13 protein-coding genes and 2 pseudogenes are annotated in these 15,388 nt (G+C 61.6%); 4 read left to right on the forward strand and 11 right to left on the reverse strand.

Annotated features, from left to right (window positions below):
* Nucleotides 1-26: 26 nt before the first annotated feature.
* Nucleotides 27-1,676: a methyl-accepting chemotaxis protein gene (locus tag F506_RS12510; RefSeq protein WP_083457821.1), complete on the forward strand. Its 1,650-nt coding sequence runs from the start codon at nt 27-29 to the stop codon at nt 1,674-1,676.
* Here the strand turns inward: F506_RS12510 and F506_RS12515 are convergent.
* From F506_RS12515 to F506_RS12530, 4 genes are all read right to left on the reverse strand, one after another.
* Entirely contained in the window at nt 1,666-2,550 is an 885-nt protein-coding gene (locus F506_RS12515; RefSeq protein WP_053197895.1) for a LysR family transcriptional regulator, read from the reverse strand. The genes F506_RS12510 and F506_RS12515 overlap by 11 nt on opposite strands.
* 13 nt (nt 2,551-2,563) lie before the next feature.
* A complete protein-coding gene (locus F506_RS12520; protein ID WP_053197896.1) occupies nt 2,564-3,658 on the reverse strand; it encodes an ABC transporter ATP-binding protein in 1,095 nt (364 codons plus the stop codon).
* Nucleotides 3,659-3,674: 16 nt separating this feature from the next.
* Entirely contained in the window at nt 3,675-5,354 is a 1,680-nt protein-coding gene (locus F506_RS12525) for an ABC transporter permease (protein ID WP_144424047.1), read from the reverse strand.
* Between the two features lie 192 nt (nt 5,355-5,546).
* Nucleotides 5,547-6,461, reverse strand: coding sequence for an ABC transporter substrate-binding protein (locus F506_RS12530; protein WP_083457824.1), 915 nt, complete (start codon nt 6,459-6,461; stop codon nt 5,547-5,549).
* Nucleotides 6,462-6,484: 23 nt separating this feature from the next.
* Here F506_RS12530 and F506_RS12535 point away from each other — a divergent pair, with 23 nt between their 5' ends.
* Nucleotides 6,485-6,667, forward strand: coding sequence for a hypothetical protein (locus F506_RS12535; RefSeq protein ID WP_053197902.1), 183 nt, complete (start codon nt 6,485-6,487; stop codon nt 6,665-6,667).
* Between the two features lie 99 nt (nt 6,668-6,766).
* Here F506_RS12535 and F506_RS12540 read toward each other — a convergent pair whose 3' ends face one another.
* Complete coding sequence (locus tag F506_RS12540) at nt 6,767-8,869, reverse strand: TonB-dependent receptor family protein (RefSeq protein WP_053195581.1); 2,103 nt, start codon at nt 8,867-8,869, stop codon at nt 6,767-6,769.
* Nucleotides 8,866-9,099 (reverse strand): hypothetical protein, encoded by a 234-nt coding sequence (locus F506_RS23120; RefSeq protein ID WP_144423963.1) that lies wholly within the window; start codon nt 9,097-9,099, stop codon nt 8,866-8,868. Before F506_RS23120 ends, F506_RS12540 begins: the two co-directional genes overlap by 4 nt.
* A gap of 122 nt (nt 9,100-9,221) precedes the next feature.
* Here F506_RS23120 and F506_RS22700 point away from each other — a divergent pair.
* Nucleotides 9,222-9,911 (forward strand): annotated as a pseudogene (locus tag F506_RS22700) (SDR family oxidoreductase); the annotation flags it as partial.
* On the opposite strand, the pseudogene F506_RS12545 reads toward F506_RS22700, so the two are convergent.
* The 4 genes and pseudogenes from F506_RS12545 to phnD all read right to left on the reverse strand — a co-directional run.
* Nucleotides 9,882-10,793 (reverse strand): annotated as a pseudogene (locus F506_RS12545) (iron-containing alcohol dehydrogenase); the annotation flags it as partial. The pseudogenes F506_RS22700 and F506_RS12545 overlap by 30 nt on opposite strands.
* A 132-nt stretch (nt 10,794-10,925) precedes the next feature.
* Nucleotides 10,926-11,783, reverse strand: a complete 858-nt coding sequence (gene phnE / locus F506_RS12550; protein WP_053197904.1) for a phosphonate ABC transporter, permease protein PhnE — start codon at nt 11,781-11,783, stop codon at nt 10,926-10,928.
* Nucleotides 11,780-12,589, reverse strand: a complete 810-nt coding sequence (gene phnC, locus F506_RS12555) for a phosphonate ABC transporter ATP-binding protein (protein WP_053197906.1) — start codon at nt 12,587-12,589, stop codon at nt 11,780-11,782. The genes phnE and phnC overlap by 4 nt, the downstream gene beginning before the upstream one ends.
* Nucleotides 12,586-13,464 carry a phosphonate ABC transporter substrate-binding protein gene (gene phnD / locus F506_RS12560; protein WP_053197908.1) on the reverse strand — a complete coding sequence of 293 codons (879 nt, stop codon included), beginning with the start codon at nt 13,462-13,464 and terminating at the stop codon, nt 12,586-12,588. The genes phnC and phnD overlap by 4 nt, the downstream gene beginning before the upstream one ends.
* Nucleotides 13,465-13,624: 160 nt before the next feature.
* On the opposite strand from phnD, the gene F506_RS12565 reads away from it, so the two are divergent.
* Complete coding sequence (locus tag F506_RS12565; RefSeq protein ID WP_053197910.1) at nt 13,625-14,485, forward strand: LysR substrate-binding domain-containing protein; 861 nt, start codon at nt 13,625-13,627, stop codon at nt 14,483-14,485.
* Nucleotides 14,486-14,489: 4 nt separating this feature from the next.
* Here F506_RS12565 and F506_RS12570 read toward each other — a convergent pair whose 3' ends face one another.
* Nucleotides 14,490-15,293 (reverse strand): alpha/beta fold hydrolase, encoded by an 804-nt coding sequence (locus F506_RS12570; RefSeq protein WP_053197912.1) that lies wholly within the window; start codon nt 15,291-15,293, stop codon nt 14,490-14,492.
* Nucleotides 15,294-15,388 lie beyond the last annotated feature (95 nt).

Here is a 15,388-nt window from a genome sequence, read left to right on the forward strand (position 1 = left end):
GCCATCAACACCGCGCGGTGAGGATCATGAAAACCATCTCGCACCTGTCGATCGGACAACGACTGGCTACCGGCTTCGCTGTCATCCTGCTGCTGTCTCTCGTGTCCATCGTGGCTGGGTTGACCAGCCTCAGCGAAGTAGCCGAAGCTACCGACACGATGATGCGCCGGTCACTTGCGAAGGAGCGCCTGGTGAGCGACTGGCATGGCAACATATTTGCCGGCATCAAGCGCACCATCGCCATCGCCAAAAGCAGCGATGCGAGCCTCGCTGTCTTTTTTGCGGATGACGCCAAGCAGGCCAGCAAGCGCTCACTGGAGTTGAAAACGGCGGTGGAAAACCGCCTCAGTACGCCAGAAGAAAAACGGATCTATGAGCAAATCGGCGTGGTGCGGGACAATTTCAACAAGCATCGCGACGCTATCGGCGAGCTCAAGAAAGAAGGTCGACAGGAGGATGCCGAGCGCGTGTTGCAAGAGCAGTTCATACCGGCCGCGCGCGCCTATCTGGAGAAGCTCGGGGACCTGCTGGCGCTGCAGCGCGGTGAAATCGACCACAACAGCGACCTGATCAATGCCTCCTATCGCTCCAGTTTCAAGCTATTGGTGACGCTAGGCGTGTTGGTAAGCATCGGTTGCCTGCTCTTTGCGTGGCGGCTCAGCCGTTCGATTACCCGGCCGCTGGCCAAGGCGGTCCAACTGGCGCGCGATGTCGCGACCGGCAATCTGAGTTCGCAAATCGAAGCGGAACGGCAGGACGAGACCGGTCAACTGGTGGACGCGCTGCAGGACATGACCCGGCAACTCGCGTCATTGGTGCTTGAGGTCCGCCAGTCGGGTGAATCCATCGCCCTGGGTTCCACGCACATCGCCGGCGGCAATGCCGAGTTGTCCAGCCGGACCGAGGCTCAGGTTGCGACACTGGAAGAAGCCGCCTGCGCTATGGAGGAACTGATCGCCACGGTCGATGAAAACGCCGGCAATGCGCAGCTGGCCAGCCAGCTGGTGGATGTCACCTCCGAGGTTGCCAGAAAAGGAGCGGATGTCGTCGGGCGCGTGGTGTCGACGATGGCGGCGATCAAGGATAGCTCAGGAAAGATCGGCACCATCACGGGGGTCATTGACGGCATCGCCTTCCAGACCAATATCCTTGCGCTCAATGCCGCGGTGGAAGCGGCCCGCGCCGGCGAACAGGGGCGTGGCTTCGCGGTGGTGGCAGCAGAGGTGCGTAACCTGGCGCAACGCAGCGCCAGCGCGGCGCGTGAAATCAAGGCGCTGATCGCAGATTCGGTCGACCGCATCGAAGACGGCAGCCGGTTCGTGGCGGAAGCCGGTGCGACGATGGAGGAAATTCTCGGCAGCGTGGACCAGGTCAGCACGATCATGCGCAACATTGCCGATGCGGGCCAGCAGCAGAGCACCGGGATCCAGGCGATCGGCGCAGCCATCTCCGATACCGAACAGATGACCCAGCAAAATGCAGCCTTGGCCGAGCAATCTGCCGCCGCCGCGGAACAGATGCGGGCCCAGGCGCACCATCTGAAGGTGGCAGTGAGCGCCTTCTCGCTCCCCGCGAATGTCGCCCGGATCCGCCTTCAGCCGCAGACATCGGCACAGACGCCGCTGCCCCGCCCACCCTCACCCGCGTTGCTCGCGGCGGAGCCGCTCATGCCATGATGCGCCAGACCTCGCGGATCACCGATAGCATGCCCACCAGGATGGGTTCGGATTCGGCCGCCGCGAGGTAAACGAAAGAGAGCTGGCTGTCGACGGCGCCATGGCTCCAGATGGCCAGCTCGCTTCTTTCCGCCGCCGCCAACGCGAGGTCTTCACGCATCAATGACAGGCCGACACCCGCGCGCACGAGACTGTCAAGCGAACTCAGCTCATCTGTTTCAATGATCACGTTCGGCGTCACGCCCTGCCCGCTGAACAGCGTCACCAGGAGCTCGTGCATGTGGCTTAGCGACGGTGCGCCTATCCACGGCAACGCCGCGATTTCGCGCCAGCCGTAACCCGGCAGGCGATCATTGTAGGACATCGGGGCGACGATGCGATAGAGCACGCCGCGCAGGGGCAACGTGGCGAGGTTGCGGTCATTCACTCTTCCCAGGTAAAACCCTGCACTCAGGTCGCCGCGCACGATTTCGTCAAGCATCAGACCGGATGGACTAGAGCGCGTCTTGATCTCGAGCAGGGGCAGCGCGGCATGCAAGCCGTTGAGGAAACTGCCAAGTCGCAGGAAGTCTGGATCGCCCAGCGTGCCGATCACGGCCTTGCCGCTCACCTCGCCCTTCATTTCCTTTGCCTTGCTGAGGACCGAATTGAATACCGCGAGGGTCTTTTCGACTTCCGGCAACAACAATTCGCCGCCCTTCGTCAGCGTGATGCGTCCGTGGCTGCGATCGAACAAGGCAATGCCAAGTTCTTGCTCCAGCGCCTTGATATGGGCGGTGACGGCAGGCTGGGTTACATGCAGCACTTCCGCTGCCCGGGTGATATGGCCTAGCCGGGCAACGATCGCGAAGGTGCGGAGTTGATAGATTTCCATGATGACCGGCGCGTCACAAAGGCAGATAGCGAATCTGCGACGGCGCGATGCCGAGACTGACGGTCGTCCCGACAGGGAACGGAGCCAGTCCTGCATAGTGCATCTGGTCGGCGACGATGAGAACTTCTCCCACACGAACCCTGTAACGCGTCATCGCGCCGAAAAATTCGCTGTTTTCCACCGCTCCTTTCAGCCAGACCAGGGCTCCATCGCGCTGCGCGTCGCCGACGTTGATGCGAATGGCGTGCGGACGGAAGCCGATCATGCAGTTGCCCAAGTGCGCGTCCCGATGGTTCGGCAGATATAGATCCTCCAGCCGCGATGAATGAAAACGCAGCATGTCGCCGTTGACGCGTTCGATGACGCCGCTCAGCAGGTTGGCGTCGCCGACGAAGCCGGCCATGAAACTGTTGCCAGGGTAGTCATACAGCGCCGCCGGCGTGCCAATCTGCTGCACCACGCCGTTGTCGATCACCGCCATGCGATCGGCCATCGCCATGGCTTCTTCCTGATCGTGCGTCACGAAGACCGTGGTGATGCCGAGACTGCGCTGCAATGCGCGCAATTCTTGCCGCAACTGGCCTCGCAGGCCATGGTCAAGATTGGAGAACGGCTCGTCCAGCAACAGGACGCGCGGCTCAATGACGATGGCGCGTGCCAATGCCGTCCGTTGTTGCTGCCCCCCGGACAGTTGATTCGGGTAGCGCGCGGCGAATTCCGTCAGTCCGACCCGCTCCAGCACCTTGCCTACCCGCTCTTGGATCTCCGGCTTGGGCAGACGGCGCTCCACCAATCCATACGCGATGTTGTCGCGCACACTCATATGCGGCCAGAGGGCGTAATCCTGGAACACCATGCCGATATTGCGCAGATGCGGCGCAATGCCAGCGGCGTCCTTGCCGTCCAGCAGCAATGCCCCGCTGAAGTCCTGGTTCAGTCCCGCGATGATGCGCAGCAAGCTCGACTTGCCGGAACTGGACGCACCCAGCAAGACGAAAAATTCGCCTGGCTCGATGCGTAAATTGATGTCGCGCAGCACCGGCTTCCCGCCGTGCTCGTGACTCAGTCGCACATGCCTGCATTCAATGGAGATCCGGTTAGGAATCATCGGTCAATGGTCTCCTTCATGAGGGCATTGCGGTGGTGCTGCGCAACCGGCGCCGCAACAAGATATGGATAATGCTGGCACATATCGCGACGACCGCGATGGCCACGATCGCTAACGCCGCACCTGGCCCGCGCCCCGATACGCTCTGCATGTACAAATAAATTTCATAGCTCATCGGGGCTTGCGCTTCGTTGTTGCTCAACAACATGGTTATGGGCAGCTCGGTCGCCGCCGCCATGAAACTGACCACGAACCCAAGCAACAAGCCTCCCGCCATTAATGGAATCACGATTCTCTGCAGCACGCGTGTGCGTGTCGATCCCAAATTCTCGGCGGCCGCTTCCAGATTCGGATCGATGGCCTGTAAGGCGGTCATACAGACCTTGACGACATAGGGCAGTTGCTGCACCGCGTAGGCGAGCGCGATCATTCCCCAGGTAGAGGAGAACGGCGCCTCCGATAACGGAACGTTGATGTCACGAAAGAAGCGCAGGTAGCCCAGTGCCAGCACCATGCCGGGTACGGCCAGCGAGACACCGGCCAAGCGAGCAAGCACATTGCGTCCCGCCAAACGCGTGCGCAGGACGACATAGGCAATGACGCCGCCAAGCGTCACGTCGATGCCCGCCGCCAGACCGCAGTACAGGAAGGTATTGATCAGCGCCGCGCCCGAATCCGTGGCAATAGTGTCGTAATTGCGCGTCGTCCATGAGTCTGGCAGGATCGAAAAACTCCAGATGTCCGCCAGCGACAACGATAACAGGCCCAAATGAGGCAACAGCACGAACAGCAACGTCACCACAACCCAACCATAGCTGAATACTGTCGGCCAGCGGCCGAGCACGGGCCGTGCAGGCACCGGCAACATGACCCCTCCGCCCAGGTACGGCATATAGGCGTTATCCTTGTCGCGCAGGAAATAGCCTGCCAGGTACAAGGTCAAGGCGGAGAACGCTAACATGATCATGGCGATGACATAGCTGAGCGGATCATCCACACCGACCGACATCACGCGCAGGTACGTCAACGGTGCCAGCATGTTGGTTACCCCCAGAATCAGCGGCGTGCCGAGATCTTCGAACGCTCGCATGAATACGATGGCGGCGCCGGCGACATAACCCGGCAGCGCCAGCGGCAGAACGATGCGTCGGAAGCGACGCCAACGTGTCGATCCCAGAGTGACGGCGCTTTCCTCCATAGACAGGTCGATACGGCGCAGGCTTGTGATCAGGTTGAGCAGGACGAACGGAAAATAATGAATGCTCTCGACCAGCACCACCCCGTTCATGCCCTCCATGAACGGCAGCGTGAAACCGAACCAGCGCTGCAACAACAGGTTGACTGCCCCGTTCGCACCCAAGAAAGGCTGCAGCGCGAACGCCGCCACGAAGGGCGGCATGACCAAAGGCAGCACGCCAAGCACCTGCACCAGCAACCAGCCGCGGAACCGCATCCTGGTCGCTATCCAGGCCAGCGGTACAGCGATCAGCGATGCGAACAGCATCGACAGAAATGCCACCTGCAGACTGTTGGAGAAGGCTTCGCGATAGAGCTCCTGCTGGAAAAACAAAACGATGTAAACCAGCGTCGCACTCTGCGATCCGATGCCGAACGCAGCTAGTACAACACTGAGGACCGGCAGCACCAAAAACAACAGGAGAAAGATGCAGACCGGCATCGCGACCAGAAGCGTCATCAATGAGAAGTCCGCAGTTCGGAAACGAAAAGTCATAGGAGGATCAGTTGCGTGGACGGCGGATGTTTACATGGAGCGAGTCGGAATGGCCGCGCAGGCGCGGCTGCGAAAAATCGGTCGAACGGCGGAGACGCCGCGCGGCAGGCAATCCCGCGCTTTTCACATTCGGCGCAATGCCAAGAAGTGAGTTCATCATGGTCCCAATCGCAGGACGGCACGGTGCGCCAGCATTCTCGCCTCGGCATAGCCGGCACGGGCGCGGGAATTCCAGCGCCGCTCCAATAGCATGATGTCGTGCCGCTGTGCTTCTGTCATGTTGTTTTCCTCGACGCGACCAAAAAAAATCTTTTGCAGCGCTGGATCTTGCAATTCCTCGCTGCTCACCACCGGGCTGAAAGCAAGCTGACGGGCCTGAACAATCAATGCTGCGGCGTCCGCGTCGTCGCGTCCCGCCAGCTTGCTTTCGGCAGCGAAGATTTCCCGCGCTGCGGCGCGCAGCTCCTTGATCGGAAACGTGATGCTCTGATCAAACATTGTCGTCACTAGGCGAATGCGTTCCTGTGCCAGACCGGCATTGAAATGCAAGGAGCTTTTGGCAGCGCCGTCGGGAAGCTTCGGATATCCTGCCGCGACCTTTCCTTGCAGCAGTTCATACGGCACCACCGGCATGCGTGAGATACGCGGATCGAGAAGCAGCTTCTGGCCATCATTGGACAACGTGAATGCGATGAACTTGCGCGCATCGACGGGATTCCTGGCGCCGTTGATCAAGCCGATGCTGGCCGGCACGAAGTTGGTGACTGCCGGATAGGTGAAGTCCACCGGGAAACCGTTGCGCTTGCCGACGAAGGCGAAGAAGTCGATCACCATGCCGATACCGTAACGGCCGGTATTGACGCCTTCCGGAACGCCAAACGAGCGCTCCGTAATGGCTGCCGAATTGGCGGCGATCTGGAGCAGTCGCGACCACCCACGGTCCCAACCGGAACTTTGCAGGATTGCTTCCACCATCAAATGCGTCGTACCCGACCAGGACGGAGAACTGAGCGCGACATGGCCGAAATAAACGGACTTGGTCAGATCTCCCCAATCGGTCGGTCGCGGCAGTTGTCGTCGCCGTCAGCGGTTGCGTGGTGACGCCGCCGTCGGTGCGCCCGGCTTATGTCGAGCCGGCTTACGCCCCGCCACCGGGCGTGGTGTACGTGCAACCGGCCTATGCATCGCCCGGACCGGGCTATGTGTGGGAGTACCACGCGCACTACGGCTGGGGCTGGCGCCATCCGCAATATGGCTGGCATCGCGGCTGGCGCTGAGTTGATTCGGCGGCGTCCGCAGCAAAATAAATCGCCCCGCATTCCGGTCGACTGCATGACCGGAATGCGGGGCGATTTTGCGTTGCCGGGAGCGAAAGCTTAGAACGCGTAGCGGCCTTGTACGTAGATGGTGCGCGGTGCGCCGACGATGCGGCCTTGGTTGCCGTCGGTGGTGCGTGAATAGTAACGGCGATCAGTCAGATTGTTGACGCCTGCCACTACGTCAAAGCCCCTGGTGTTGGGTACCTTCCAATCCACTTGTGCATTCCAGACGCGATAGCCGGGAATCGGACCATTCTTGCCATCAGTGGTTTCGATCTGGCTATTGCTTTCATCAGAGAATTGACGGCTCTGATGCGTGGTCGACAGATTGAAACCCCACGGACCGGCCTGATAGCGCCCGCCGATAGTATCGGTGGTGCGTGAATAGAACGGCACGTCCTTGCCCGAGTTCAGGCCGGATTTGAGTACTGCGCGTGTATAGGTGTAGTTGGCGTAGACACTCAAGCCGCGGAACAGACCGTCTTTGTCGAATGCATAGTCGATGGCAGTTTCGAGACCATCATGCTGGGTCTTGCCGAGATTCTGATAAGTGTCCGGCGAGGCGATCAACGTGATTTGATTGTCGAAGCGAATGTTGAAATATGTTGCTTCAGCGGACAGGTTGCCACCCTTCCACCGTGCGCCGAGTTCTGCCGTCTTGGCCAGCTCCGGTTGCAAGTTGTTTGGTGCGGATGCCGCGCTCAACTGCGTATTCTGGACCACGCCGAAGGAGGTATTGTAGTTGGTGAACAGCGTGAGCTCTGGCGTGAGAAGGTAGGCGATGTTGAGCGACGGCAGCGGCTTGTTGTTGGTGACTTCGAACTTGGTTGTTGACGCTACGTTCTGACGAGTCGTCTGGATGTGTTCAAAGCGTACACCAGGGGTGATGCGCCATGCGCCGACGGAGATCTTGTCATCGATATAACCGGCGTGTGCATCGGTGCGATTCTTGTTCTTGGTTGCCGCGCCATAGGCGCCGGTTGCGATCGTTTCGGCAAAGTTGTCGTCGTGACCGCGTTCGCCGATGTAGCGATAGCCTACGGTGATGTCATTGGTGACGCTGCCGGAAGTGAGGCGCTGAGTGAAGCGCGGTTCGATGCCAATGGTTTCATAGAAGCGCGGCTGATGCGTCAATTGCGTCGTGGAGGCGCCGATCAGCGCGCTTTCGCGATAGCTCTCGTTGTAATAGGTGCGAATTTCAAATTCCTGTGTATCGGAAATGGTGTTCAGATAGCCCAGGTCGATGCCGCGGCGATTGCCTTTCCAGTAGTCGCGCGTACGCGTGTTCTGGAATGGGTCGGCGTTGTATTGTGCCGGGGTCAGACCGCCGGGTGTGTGCGACATGACGTCGTAGTAGGAAATCTTGCCGTAGATTTCGGAGCTGGAGCTGATTTCGTAGCGGAATTTCAGCGCAAAGTCGTTGATGCGTTCGTTGCTGTTGGCGCGCCAGCCGGAGCCGTCGGTGCCGGAATACAGCATTGCGAGGCCGAGGCCGTTGTCGAGTGTGGAGCCGGCGAATGCGGTGTATTGGGTGCTGGAACCGCCCTCGCCGTAGCTGTTGTAGCGCACGCTGGCGTCGCCGCTCACGCCAGGTGTCGTCGGGATAGCGCGGGTGCGGAAGTTGATGATGCCGCCCACGTTTTGCGGACCGTAGCGTACGGCGCCGCCGCCGCGTACGACGTCGATCGCTTCGATATTGTTCAGGCTGACCGGCGCGAACGAGATTTGTGGTTGGCCGTAAGGGGCGGAAGCCATCGGTACCCCGTCCAGCAGGATGGTCGAGCGCGGTGAGTAACGACCGGTCAGGCCGCGCACGCCGATGTTGAGCGACATGGCGCCGCCGGCGGTGCCGGAGTTGTCGGTGACCTGCACACCGGGAATGCGGCGCATGACGTCGCCGATGGTAACGGCGCCTGTGCTTTGAATCTCCTCCTTCTTCACCACGGTGCGCGCGCCCGGATAGGTCTTCACGCTGTTTTGCAGGCCGGTGCCAAGCCAGTCGCCGCTGACCTGAATGGTCTCGAGCGTATTCGGCGTTTCAGCCGGTGTGGCTGCCTGTTGGGCATAAGCGGCGCCGGACAGTGTCATCAGCGCAGCGGCGATGGCGGCGGCACAGCGGGTTTGCGCTGCAATGGCGCGAGGAAGCGGAAGCAATGTCATGGTGATTTCTGAAAGATGAAAAAGCGCGTCGTGCGGTGTTGGCGATTCCCCGGCCAACGCTGCCGGATACGGTGCAAGGAAAATGTCAGCATTTGTAATGGATGAGAATCATAACCATTTAGATTTTCGGAATCAAACCAAACATGCATCCCGACAAAATATTCAAAGCCAATACCGGCCTGCCCCCGCTCGAATCGTTGCAAATTGTCAACAAAGACGCCCTGCGCCACGATGTCAATTGCGGTTAGCTGAAATGGGAGGTTGCTCCGGGAAATGATGGCGCCCGGCAAATATCCGGGTGATCGTGTACGCTTTCGCGTTCTGATCGCATCTCATCCATACGGAGCAGCAAATGAGCACAAGCAAAGTAGCCCTCGTCATCGGCGGCGGTAGCGGCATGGGCGCCGGCGTGGCGCAAAAACTGGCGGCCGACGGCTTCGGCGTCGGCATTCTTTCCTCTTCCGGAAAAGGCGAGTCGCTCGGCAACAGCCTGGGCGGCGTCGGCGTCACCGGCTCCAACCGCTCCGTCGCGGACCTGCAGAAAGCAGTCGATGCCTGCCTCGCGCGCTGGGGTCGCATCGACGTGCTGGTCAACAGCGCCGGCCACGGTCCCAAGGGCAAGGTGCTCGAACTCAGCGATGAAGAATGGCTGCTCGGCATGGAGATCTACCTGATGAACGTGGTGCGCAGTGCGCGCCTGGTGACGCCGCTGATGCAACAGCAGGGCGGTGGCGCCATCATCAATATCTCGAGCTTCTCGGCGGTCGAACCGTCGCAGTCGTTCCCGACCTCGAGCGTGTTTCGCGCGGGCCTGTCGGCCTACACCAAGCTGTTCGCCGACAAATACGCACCGGAAAACATCCGCATGAACAATATCCTGCCGGGCTTCATCGACAGCCTGCCGGAAAAGCCCGGCATCAAGGAAATGATCCCGATGGCGCGTTACGGCAAAGTGAGCGAAGTCGCGGCGCTGGCCTCGCACCTGGCGTCCGACGCCGCGGCCTACATCACCGGCCAGAATATCCGCATCGACGGCGGCATCGTTGCCGAAGGCCAGCGCCATCACGTGCGGCAGCGAGAACGAGCAGGCGATGCCGTGGGCGACGCCGTGGTGCAGCGTGATGTCGTAGGACAGCGAATGCGCCAGCGCGGTCTTGGTGTTCGAGAACGCCAGGCCGGCTTGCAGCGCAGCGGTGGCCATGCGTTCGCGCAACGCCAGCTCGCGCGGCTGCGCCATGAGGCCGGGCAGCGTTGCCATGATGCTGCGGGCAGCGGCGGCGGCCAGGGCGGAGGAGACCGGATTGCGGTTGACGTTCCAGATCGATTCCAGCGCGTGCGACAGCGCATCCAGGCCGCTGGCCAGCGTGATGCCCTGCGGCAGGCTCAGCATCAGTTGCGGATCGATGATGGCCGCCGCCGGCCAGGTCCAGGCCTGGTGCAGCGAATACTTGCTGCCGGCGTCGGCGTCCCAGATCGTGGCCCAGGGGGTTACTTCGCTGCCGGTGCCGGCGGTGGTGGGAATGGCGACCAGCGTCTTTGCGCCTTCGCCGGACAACGGCGCGCCATCGCGCAAATGGGCGAGCAATTCGCCGAAGCGGCCCGAAGGCGTGCGCGTCAGCATGGCCTTGGCGCAGTCGATCACGCTGCCGCCGCCGAAGGCGACGATGCAATCGACGCCGGCATGTTCGCGCCATACGCGCTCATACATCGGCGCCAGCCAGCTGACGTCGGGATTCGGCTGCACTGTGTTTTCAATGCCGGCCAGCTGCGGGCCGAGCAATTGCGCGATGCGTGCTTCCAGTCCCAGCGCGGAGGCTTCGGGGAAGGTGACCAGCAGGGCGCACCTGCCGTTGAGCAGCGCCGGCAATTGCGCCAGGCTGCCGCTGCCGGCCTGGATGGCGACCGGGTTGTGATAATTCCACATGGGGTTCTTTGCTAAAAGTAGGACAAAATTAGAGCCGCTAATAAAACGCCGGTGGCAAGGCGCGCCGACGCAGACAGTACGAAGGTACGGCAAGGAGAAGCAACGCCGCCAACGGTGTTTTATTAGCGGCTCTTAATGGACCTTGCCGTCCTGGATCATCTGGCGCAGGCGGCTGGAGATCGTGTCGGCGACCACCACCATCAGCGTGACGACCACGATGCAGGTGGCGGTGTCCTGGTACTTGAACAGCTTCAGGCTGCTCACCAGTTCGAAGCCGAGACCGCCGGCGCCGACCATGCCGAGCACGGTGGCCTGGCGCAGGTTGACTTCAAAGCGATACAGCACGGTGGCGATCCAGGCGGTGATGACCTGCGGCAGCACGCCAAACACGATCACCTGCAGCGGACGCGCGCCGGTGGCGCGCAGGGCTTCCAGCGGGCCGTCGTCGATTTCCTCGATGCTCTCGGCGAAGAACTTGCCGACCATGCCGACGCCGTGCAACGCCAGCGCCAATACACCCGGGAAAGGACCGAGGCCGACGGCGGAGACGAACACCAGCGCCAGGATCAGCTCGTTGATGCTGCGCGTGACGTTGAGCAGCTGGCGCACCGACTGGTACACCACGCGGTTGCGGTTGAGATTGCGCGCCGCCAGGAAGGACACAGGGATCGCGCCGATCACGCCCAGCAGCGTGCCCCAGATGGCGATCTGGACGGTTTCCACGGCGGGGCCGACCAGGTTGCCGAGGATCTTCCAGTTGGGCGGGAAGGAGCGGCTCAGGAAGTCGCCGATCTGCGGCAGGCCGTCGGCCAGTTCTCCCCAGCTCAGTTGCGTGCCTTGCGCGCTCCAGGCGAGGATAAAGGCGACTGCGGCCACGGCGGCGACCGACAGCAGCCAGGAGCGCAGGGTCAGCGGACGGGCTCCGGTCCAGACGTAGTCGTGATAGCTTGCGCCGTCAATCCGGGAGGGCGAGGACAAAGGCGTGTTCATGACAGGGCTCCTTCGAGGATCATTTCCGACGGTTGTCGCGCGGCGTATGTCTCGTCCTGCGCCTTGACCTGGTCCAGGCCGGAATAAATGAGGTTGAGGTGCGACTCGCGCAGTTCATCGCCGCGGCCGTCGAACACCAGCTTGCCGCTGGCCAGGCCGACGATGCGGTCGCCGAACTCGCGCGCGTAATCGACCTGATGCAGGTTGCAGACCACGGTGATGCCGAGTTCGCGGCAGGCGGCGCGCAGGTACTGCAGCACCAGGCGCGAGGTTTTCGGATCGAGGCTGGCGACCGGTTCGTCGGCCAGGATGACTTGCGGGCGCTGCGCTAAGGCACGGGCGATGCCGACGCGCTGGCGCTGGCCGCCGGAGAGTGCATCGGTGCGTTGCCCGGCCTTGTGTTCCAGTTCGACGCGGCGCAGGCAATCCATTGCCAGCGCCACATCCTGGCGGCTGAACAATTGCAGCACCGAGCTCAGCGTCGCGGTCTGGCCGAGCCGGCCGGTCAGCACGTTTTTCAGCACCGACAGGCGCGGCACGACGTTGTGATGCTGGAAGATCATGGCCACTTGCTGGCGCAACTTGCGGATGTTGCCGTTGCGCGCATCGGTGGCATCGAATCCGGCCGCCACCAGTTCACCGGAAGTCGGCGTCGCCAGGCCGTTGATACAGCGCAGCAAGGTCGACTTGCCGGCGCCGGACGGTCCCAGCACGACCAGGAATTCTCCGGGAGCGACATCGAGGTCGATGCCGCGCAGCACGGCATTGCTGCCGTATTGCTTGGTGAGCGAACGGATCCTGATCATTTCATTGCCTTGAGGTCGAGATTGAGGATCCGGGCGGTGTCGCGCACGACGTTGTAGGCGGCGTCATTGGTCGGTACGAAGCCGTTGAGCACGCCCTGGTCGCCCCATTCGACGTTCTTGATGTTGCCGAAGGCGGCCGCGATCTTCTTCTTCAGTTCGGGATCGAGGTCCTTGCGCCAGACCATCGGCGACTCGGGAATGTCCGGCGAGGTCCAGACGATGTTGAAGTCGCTTTGCTTGACTACACCCTTGGCGATGGCGGCGGCCAGGATGCGGTCGGCCACGGCGGCGGCGTCGACCTTCTTGTTGGCGACGGCGAGGATGCTGGCGTCATGCGAACCGGAGAAGATCACGCGCGAAAAATACTTGTTCGGCTCGACGCCTTGCTTTTGCAGGCCCGCGGTCGGGAACAGATGGCCCGAGGCCGACGACGGATCGACGAAGGCCATGGTGTGGCCTTTGAGCGCGGCGACGCTATCGATGCCGCTGTCCTTGCGCACGATGATCAGGCTCTTGTAGGCGCTCTTGCCGGTCTTCTTGGTTTCGGCGACGGAGAAGGCTTCGACGTTGGCGATCGAGCTGGCCAGCACGTACGAGAACGGGCCGAGGTAGGCGACGTCGAGCTTCTTCGAACGCAGCGCTTCGATGATGCCGTTGTAGTCGGTGGCGATGAAAGGCTTGACCGGCATGCCCAGCTGTTCCTGCAAGCTGTCGATGACTTTCTTGCTGTTCTCCAGCATGGCCTGGGAGTCTTCGGCAGGGATCAGGCCGACGGTCAGTTGTTGCGGCTGGGCGGCGAAAGAGACCGAAGCCGAGGCCGAAACCAGGCTGAGGCACAAGGCCAAAGGACGTAACAAGGCGGAAAGGGTTTTCATGATGCTCCTGGCGGTAGTGATCGGATGCAGAGGTGGCCCGCCGGGACAGCGTGTCCATGCGGGTTTTGGATTCATGACCGCAAGATTAAGGCGCTTTTGTGACGCCTTTATTATCGATATAATCAGGAGATTGACGATTACCTATTGATGGAATCTATAGATGACGCCTTCACAACTCCGCGCTTTCCTCGCCGTCGCCCGCAATCGCGGTTTCAGCGCCGCCGCCCGCACGCTCGGCGTCAGCCAGCCGACGCTGACGTCGCAGGTGCAGGCGCTGGAGCGCCAGCACAACGTCGAACTGTTCTATCGCCGCGGCCGTCGGCTCGACCTGACCGACACCGGCCAGCGCCTGTTGCCGATCGCACAAAAGATCGCCGAACTCGAACTCGACGCCTACAACCTGCTGTACAACTCCGGCGTGCTCAATATCGGCCACCTGAAGCTGGGGGCGGTGGGGCCGTTCCACGTGATCGAAATGGTCGACGCCTATCGCCGCAAGTTTCCCAATGTCGAGCTGTCGATCCGCATGGGCAACTCCGCCGAAACCATGGCCGACCTGGAAAACTACGTCACCGACGTCGCCGTGCTGGCCAGCTTCAACGACGATCCGCGCTTTGTGGCGGTGCCGTACGCCGACCACGCCATCGTGGTGTTCGCCCATGTCGACCATCCGTTTGCGAAGCGCGATTCCATCGCCTTGCAGGACTTGCACGGCCAGCCGATGGTGATGCGCGAGCAGGGTTCAACCACCCGGCTGGCACTGGAGAAGGTGCTGAAGGAAGCCGACGTCATGCCGCGCGTAGTGATGGAGATCGGCAGCCGCGAAGCGCTGCGCGAGGCGGTGGCGCGGGGCATCGGACTGGGGGCCGTATCGGAGGCGGAGTTCGTGCCGGACCCGCGATTGAAACTGCTGCGGATTGAAGGAAACCCCGTCAGCACGCACACCTACATCTATTGCCTGGCCGACCGCAAGGACAGCCGCCTGGTGGCGTCGTTCCTGGAGCAGGTGGCGACGCTCTAGGTGTTCAGGCTGCCGTCGCGGCGACCTGTTCCAGGACGAAGTCGCGCATCAGTTCGAGCACCGCCTGCGGCTGCTCCTGATGCGGACTGTGGCCGCAACCGGCGAGCATGGCCGGGCGCGCCGTCCCAAGGTGTCCGCCCGCGCTTCCTGCGATGCCAGCAACGATGGCGTCCACCTGCGCCGGCGTCCCGTACTGATCGTCAACCCCTTGCATCACCAGCGCCGGACAGGCGATGCGCGGCAAATCGGCCTCGATGTTCCAGTCGGCGAAGGCGGGGGCAAGCCAGGTCTCGGACCAGGCCTTGAAGATCTGTCCGGTCTTGTCGCCATGATATTTTTGCAACCCTTTCAGCTTGCCGTCGGCATAGGCGCGGTCGGCTGCCCGGATACCGTCCAGCGTCACTGGTTCGACAAAAACGTGCGCCGCCTCGGTGACAATTGCCCGCAGCAGGGGCGCACGCTGTGCCGCATGCAACAAGGCAATGCTGCCGCCGTCGGAGTGGCCGATCAGGATATAGGCTTGCTGCGGCAACAAGGCCACGAGAATGGAGGGCAGTTCATCCAGCGCATAGCGGTGCAGATAATCGGGCGCACGCGTTTGCTGCAGTGCATCGGAAAGGCCGTAACCGAGACGATCGTACAGCAGCCCGCGACAGCCCGTCGCCGCACACAAACGCTGCGGAAAATCCTTCCACATTGCAGTGCAACCCAAACCTTCGTGGAGGAACACCAGCCAGGGTTTTGCGGGGTCGCCGTCGATGATGTCGTAGTGAATTCGTGGTTGTTTGTTGTGCGTCAGGAAAGGCATGTGGGCTGGATAGGAGGGACGGCGGAACGCTAGTTTTTCATGTTTTCACGATGCGGTGGGAATGCGGCGTAAATATCTTCAAATCTCTGTCGCGC

The sequence above is a fragment of the Herbaspirillum hiltneri N3 genome, from assembly GCF_001267925.1.
GTDB classification, from domain to species: Bacteria; Pseudomonadota; Gammaproteobacteria; order Burkholderiales; family Burkholderiaceae_D; genus Herbaspirillum; species Herbaspirillum hiltneri.

Excerpts from the sequence above, each read along its gene's own strand:
- F506_RS12510 (WP_083457821.1), top strand. The coding sequence starts at position 27 with ATGAAAACCATCTCGCACCTGTCGATCGGACAACGACTGGCTACCGGC.
- F506_RS12515 (WP_053197895.1), bottom strand. The coding sequence starts at position 2,550 with ATGGAAATCTATCAACTCCGCACCTTCGCGATCGTTGCCCGGCTAGGC.
- F506_RS12520 (WP_053197896.1), bottom strand. The coding sequence starts at position 3,658 with ATGATTCCTAACCGGATCTCCATTGAATGCAGGCATGTGCGACTGAGT.
- F506_RS12525 (WP_144424047.1), bottom strand. The coding sequence starts at position 5,354 with ATGACGCTTCTGGTCGCGATGCCGGTCTGCATCTTTCTCCTGTTGTTT.
- F506_RS12540 (WP_053195581.1), bottom strand. The coding sequence starts at position 8,869 with ATGACATTGCTTCCGCTTCCTCGCGCCATTGCAGCGCAAACCCGCTGT.
- phnE (WP_053197904.1), bottom strand. The coding sequence starts at position 11,783 with ATGAACACGCCTTTGTCCTCGCCCTCCCGGATTGACGGCGCAAGCTAT.
- phnC (WP_053197906.1), bottom strand. The coding sequence starts at position 12,589 with ATGATCAGGATCCGTTCGCTCACCAAGCAATACGGCAGCAATGCCGTG.
- phnD (WP_053197908.1), bottom strand. The coding sequence starts at position 13,464 with ATGAAAACCCTTTCCGCCTTGTTACGTCCTTTGGCCTTGTGCCTCAGC.
- F506_RS12565 (WP_053197910.1), top strand. The coding sequence starts at position 13,625 with ATGACGCCTTCACAACTCCGCGCTTTCCTCGCCGTCGCCCGCAATCGC.
- F506_RS12570 (WP_053197912.1), bottom strand. The coding sequence starts at position 15,293 with ATGCCTTTCCTGACGCACAACAAACAACCACGAATTCACTACGACATC.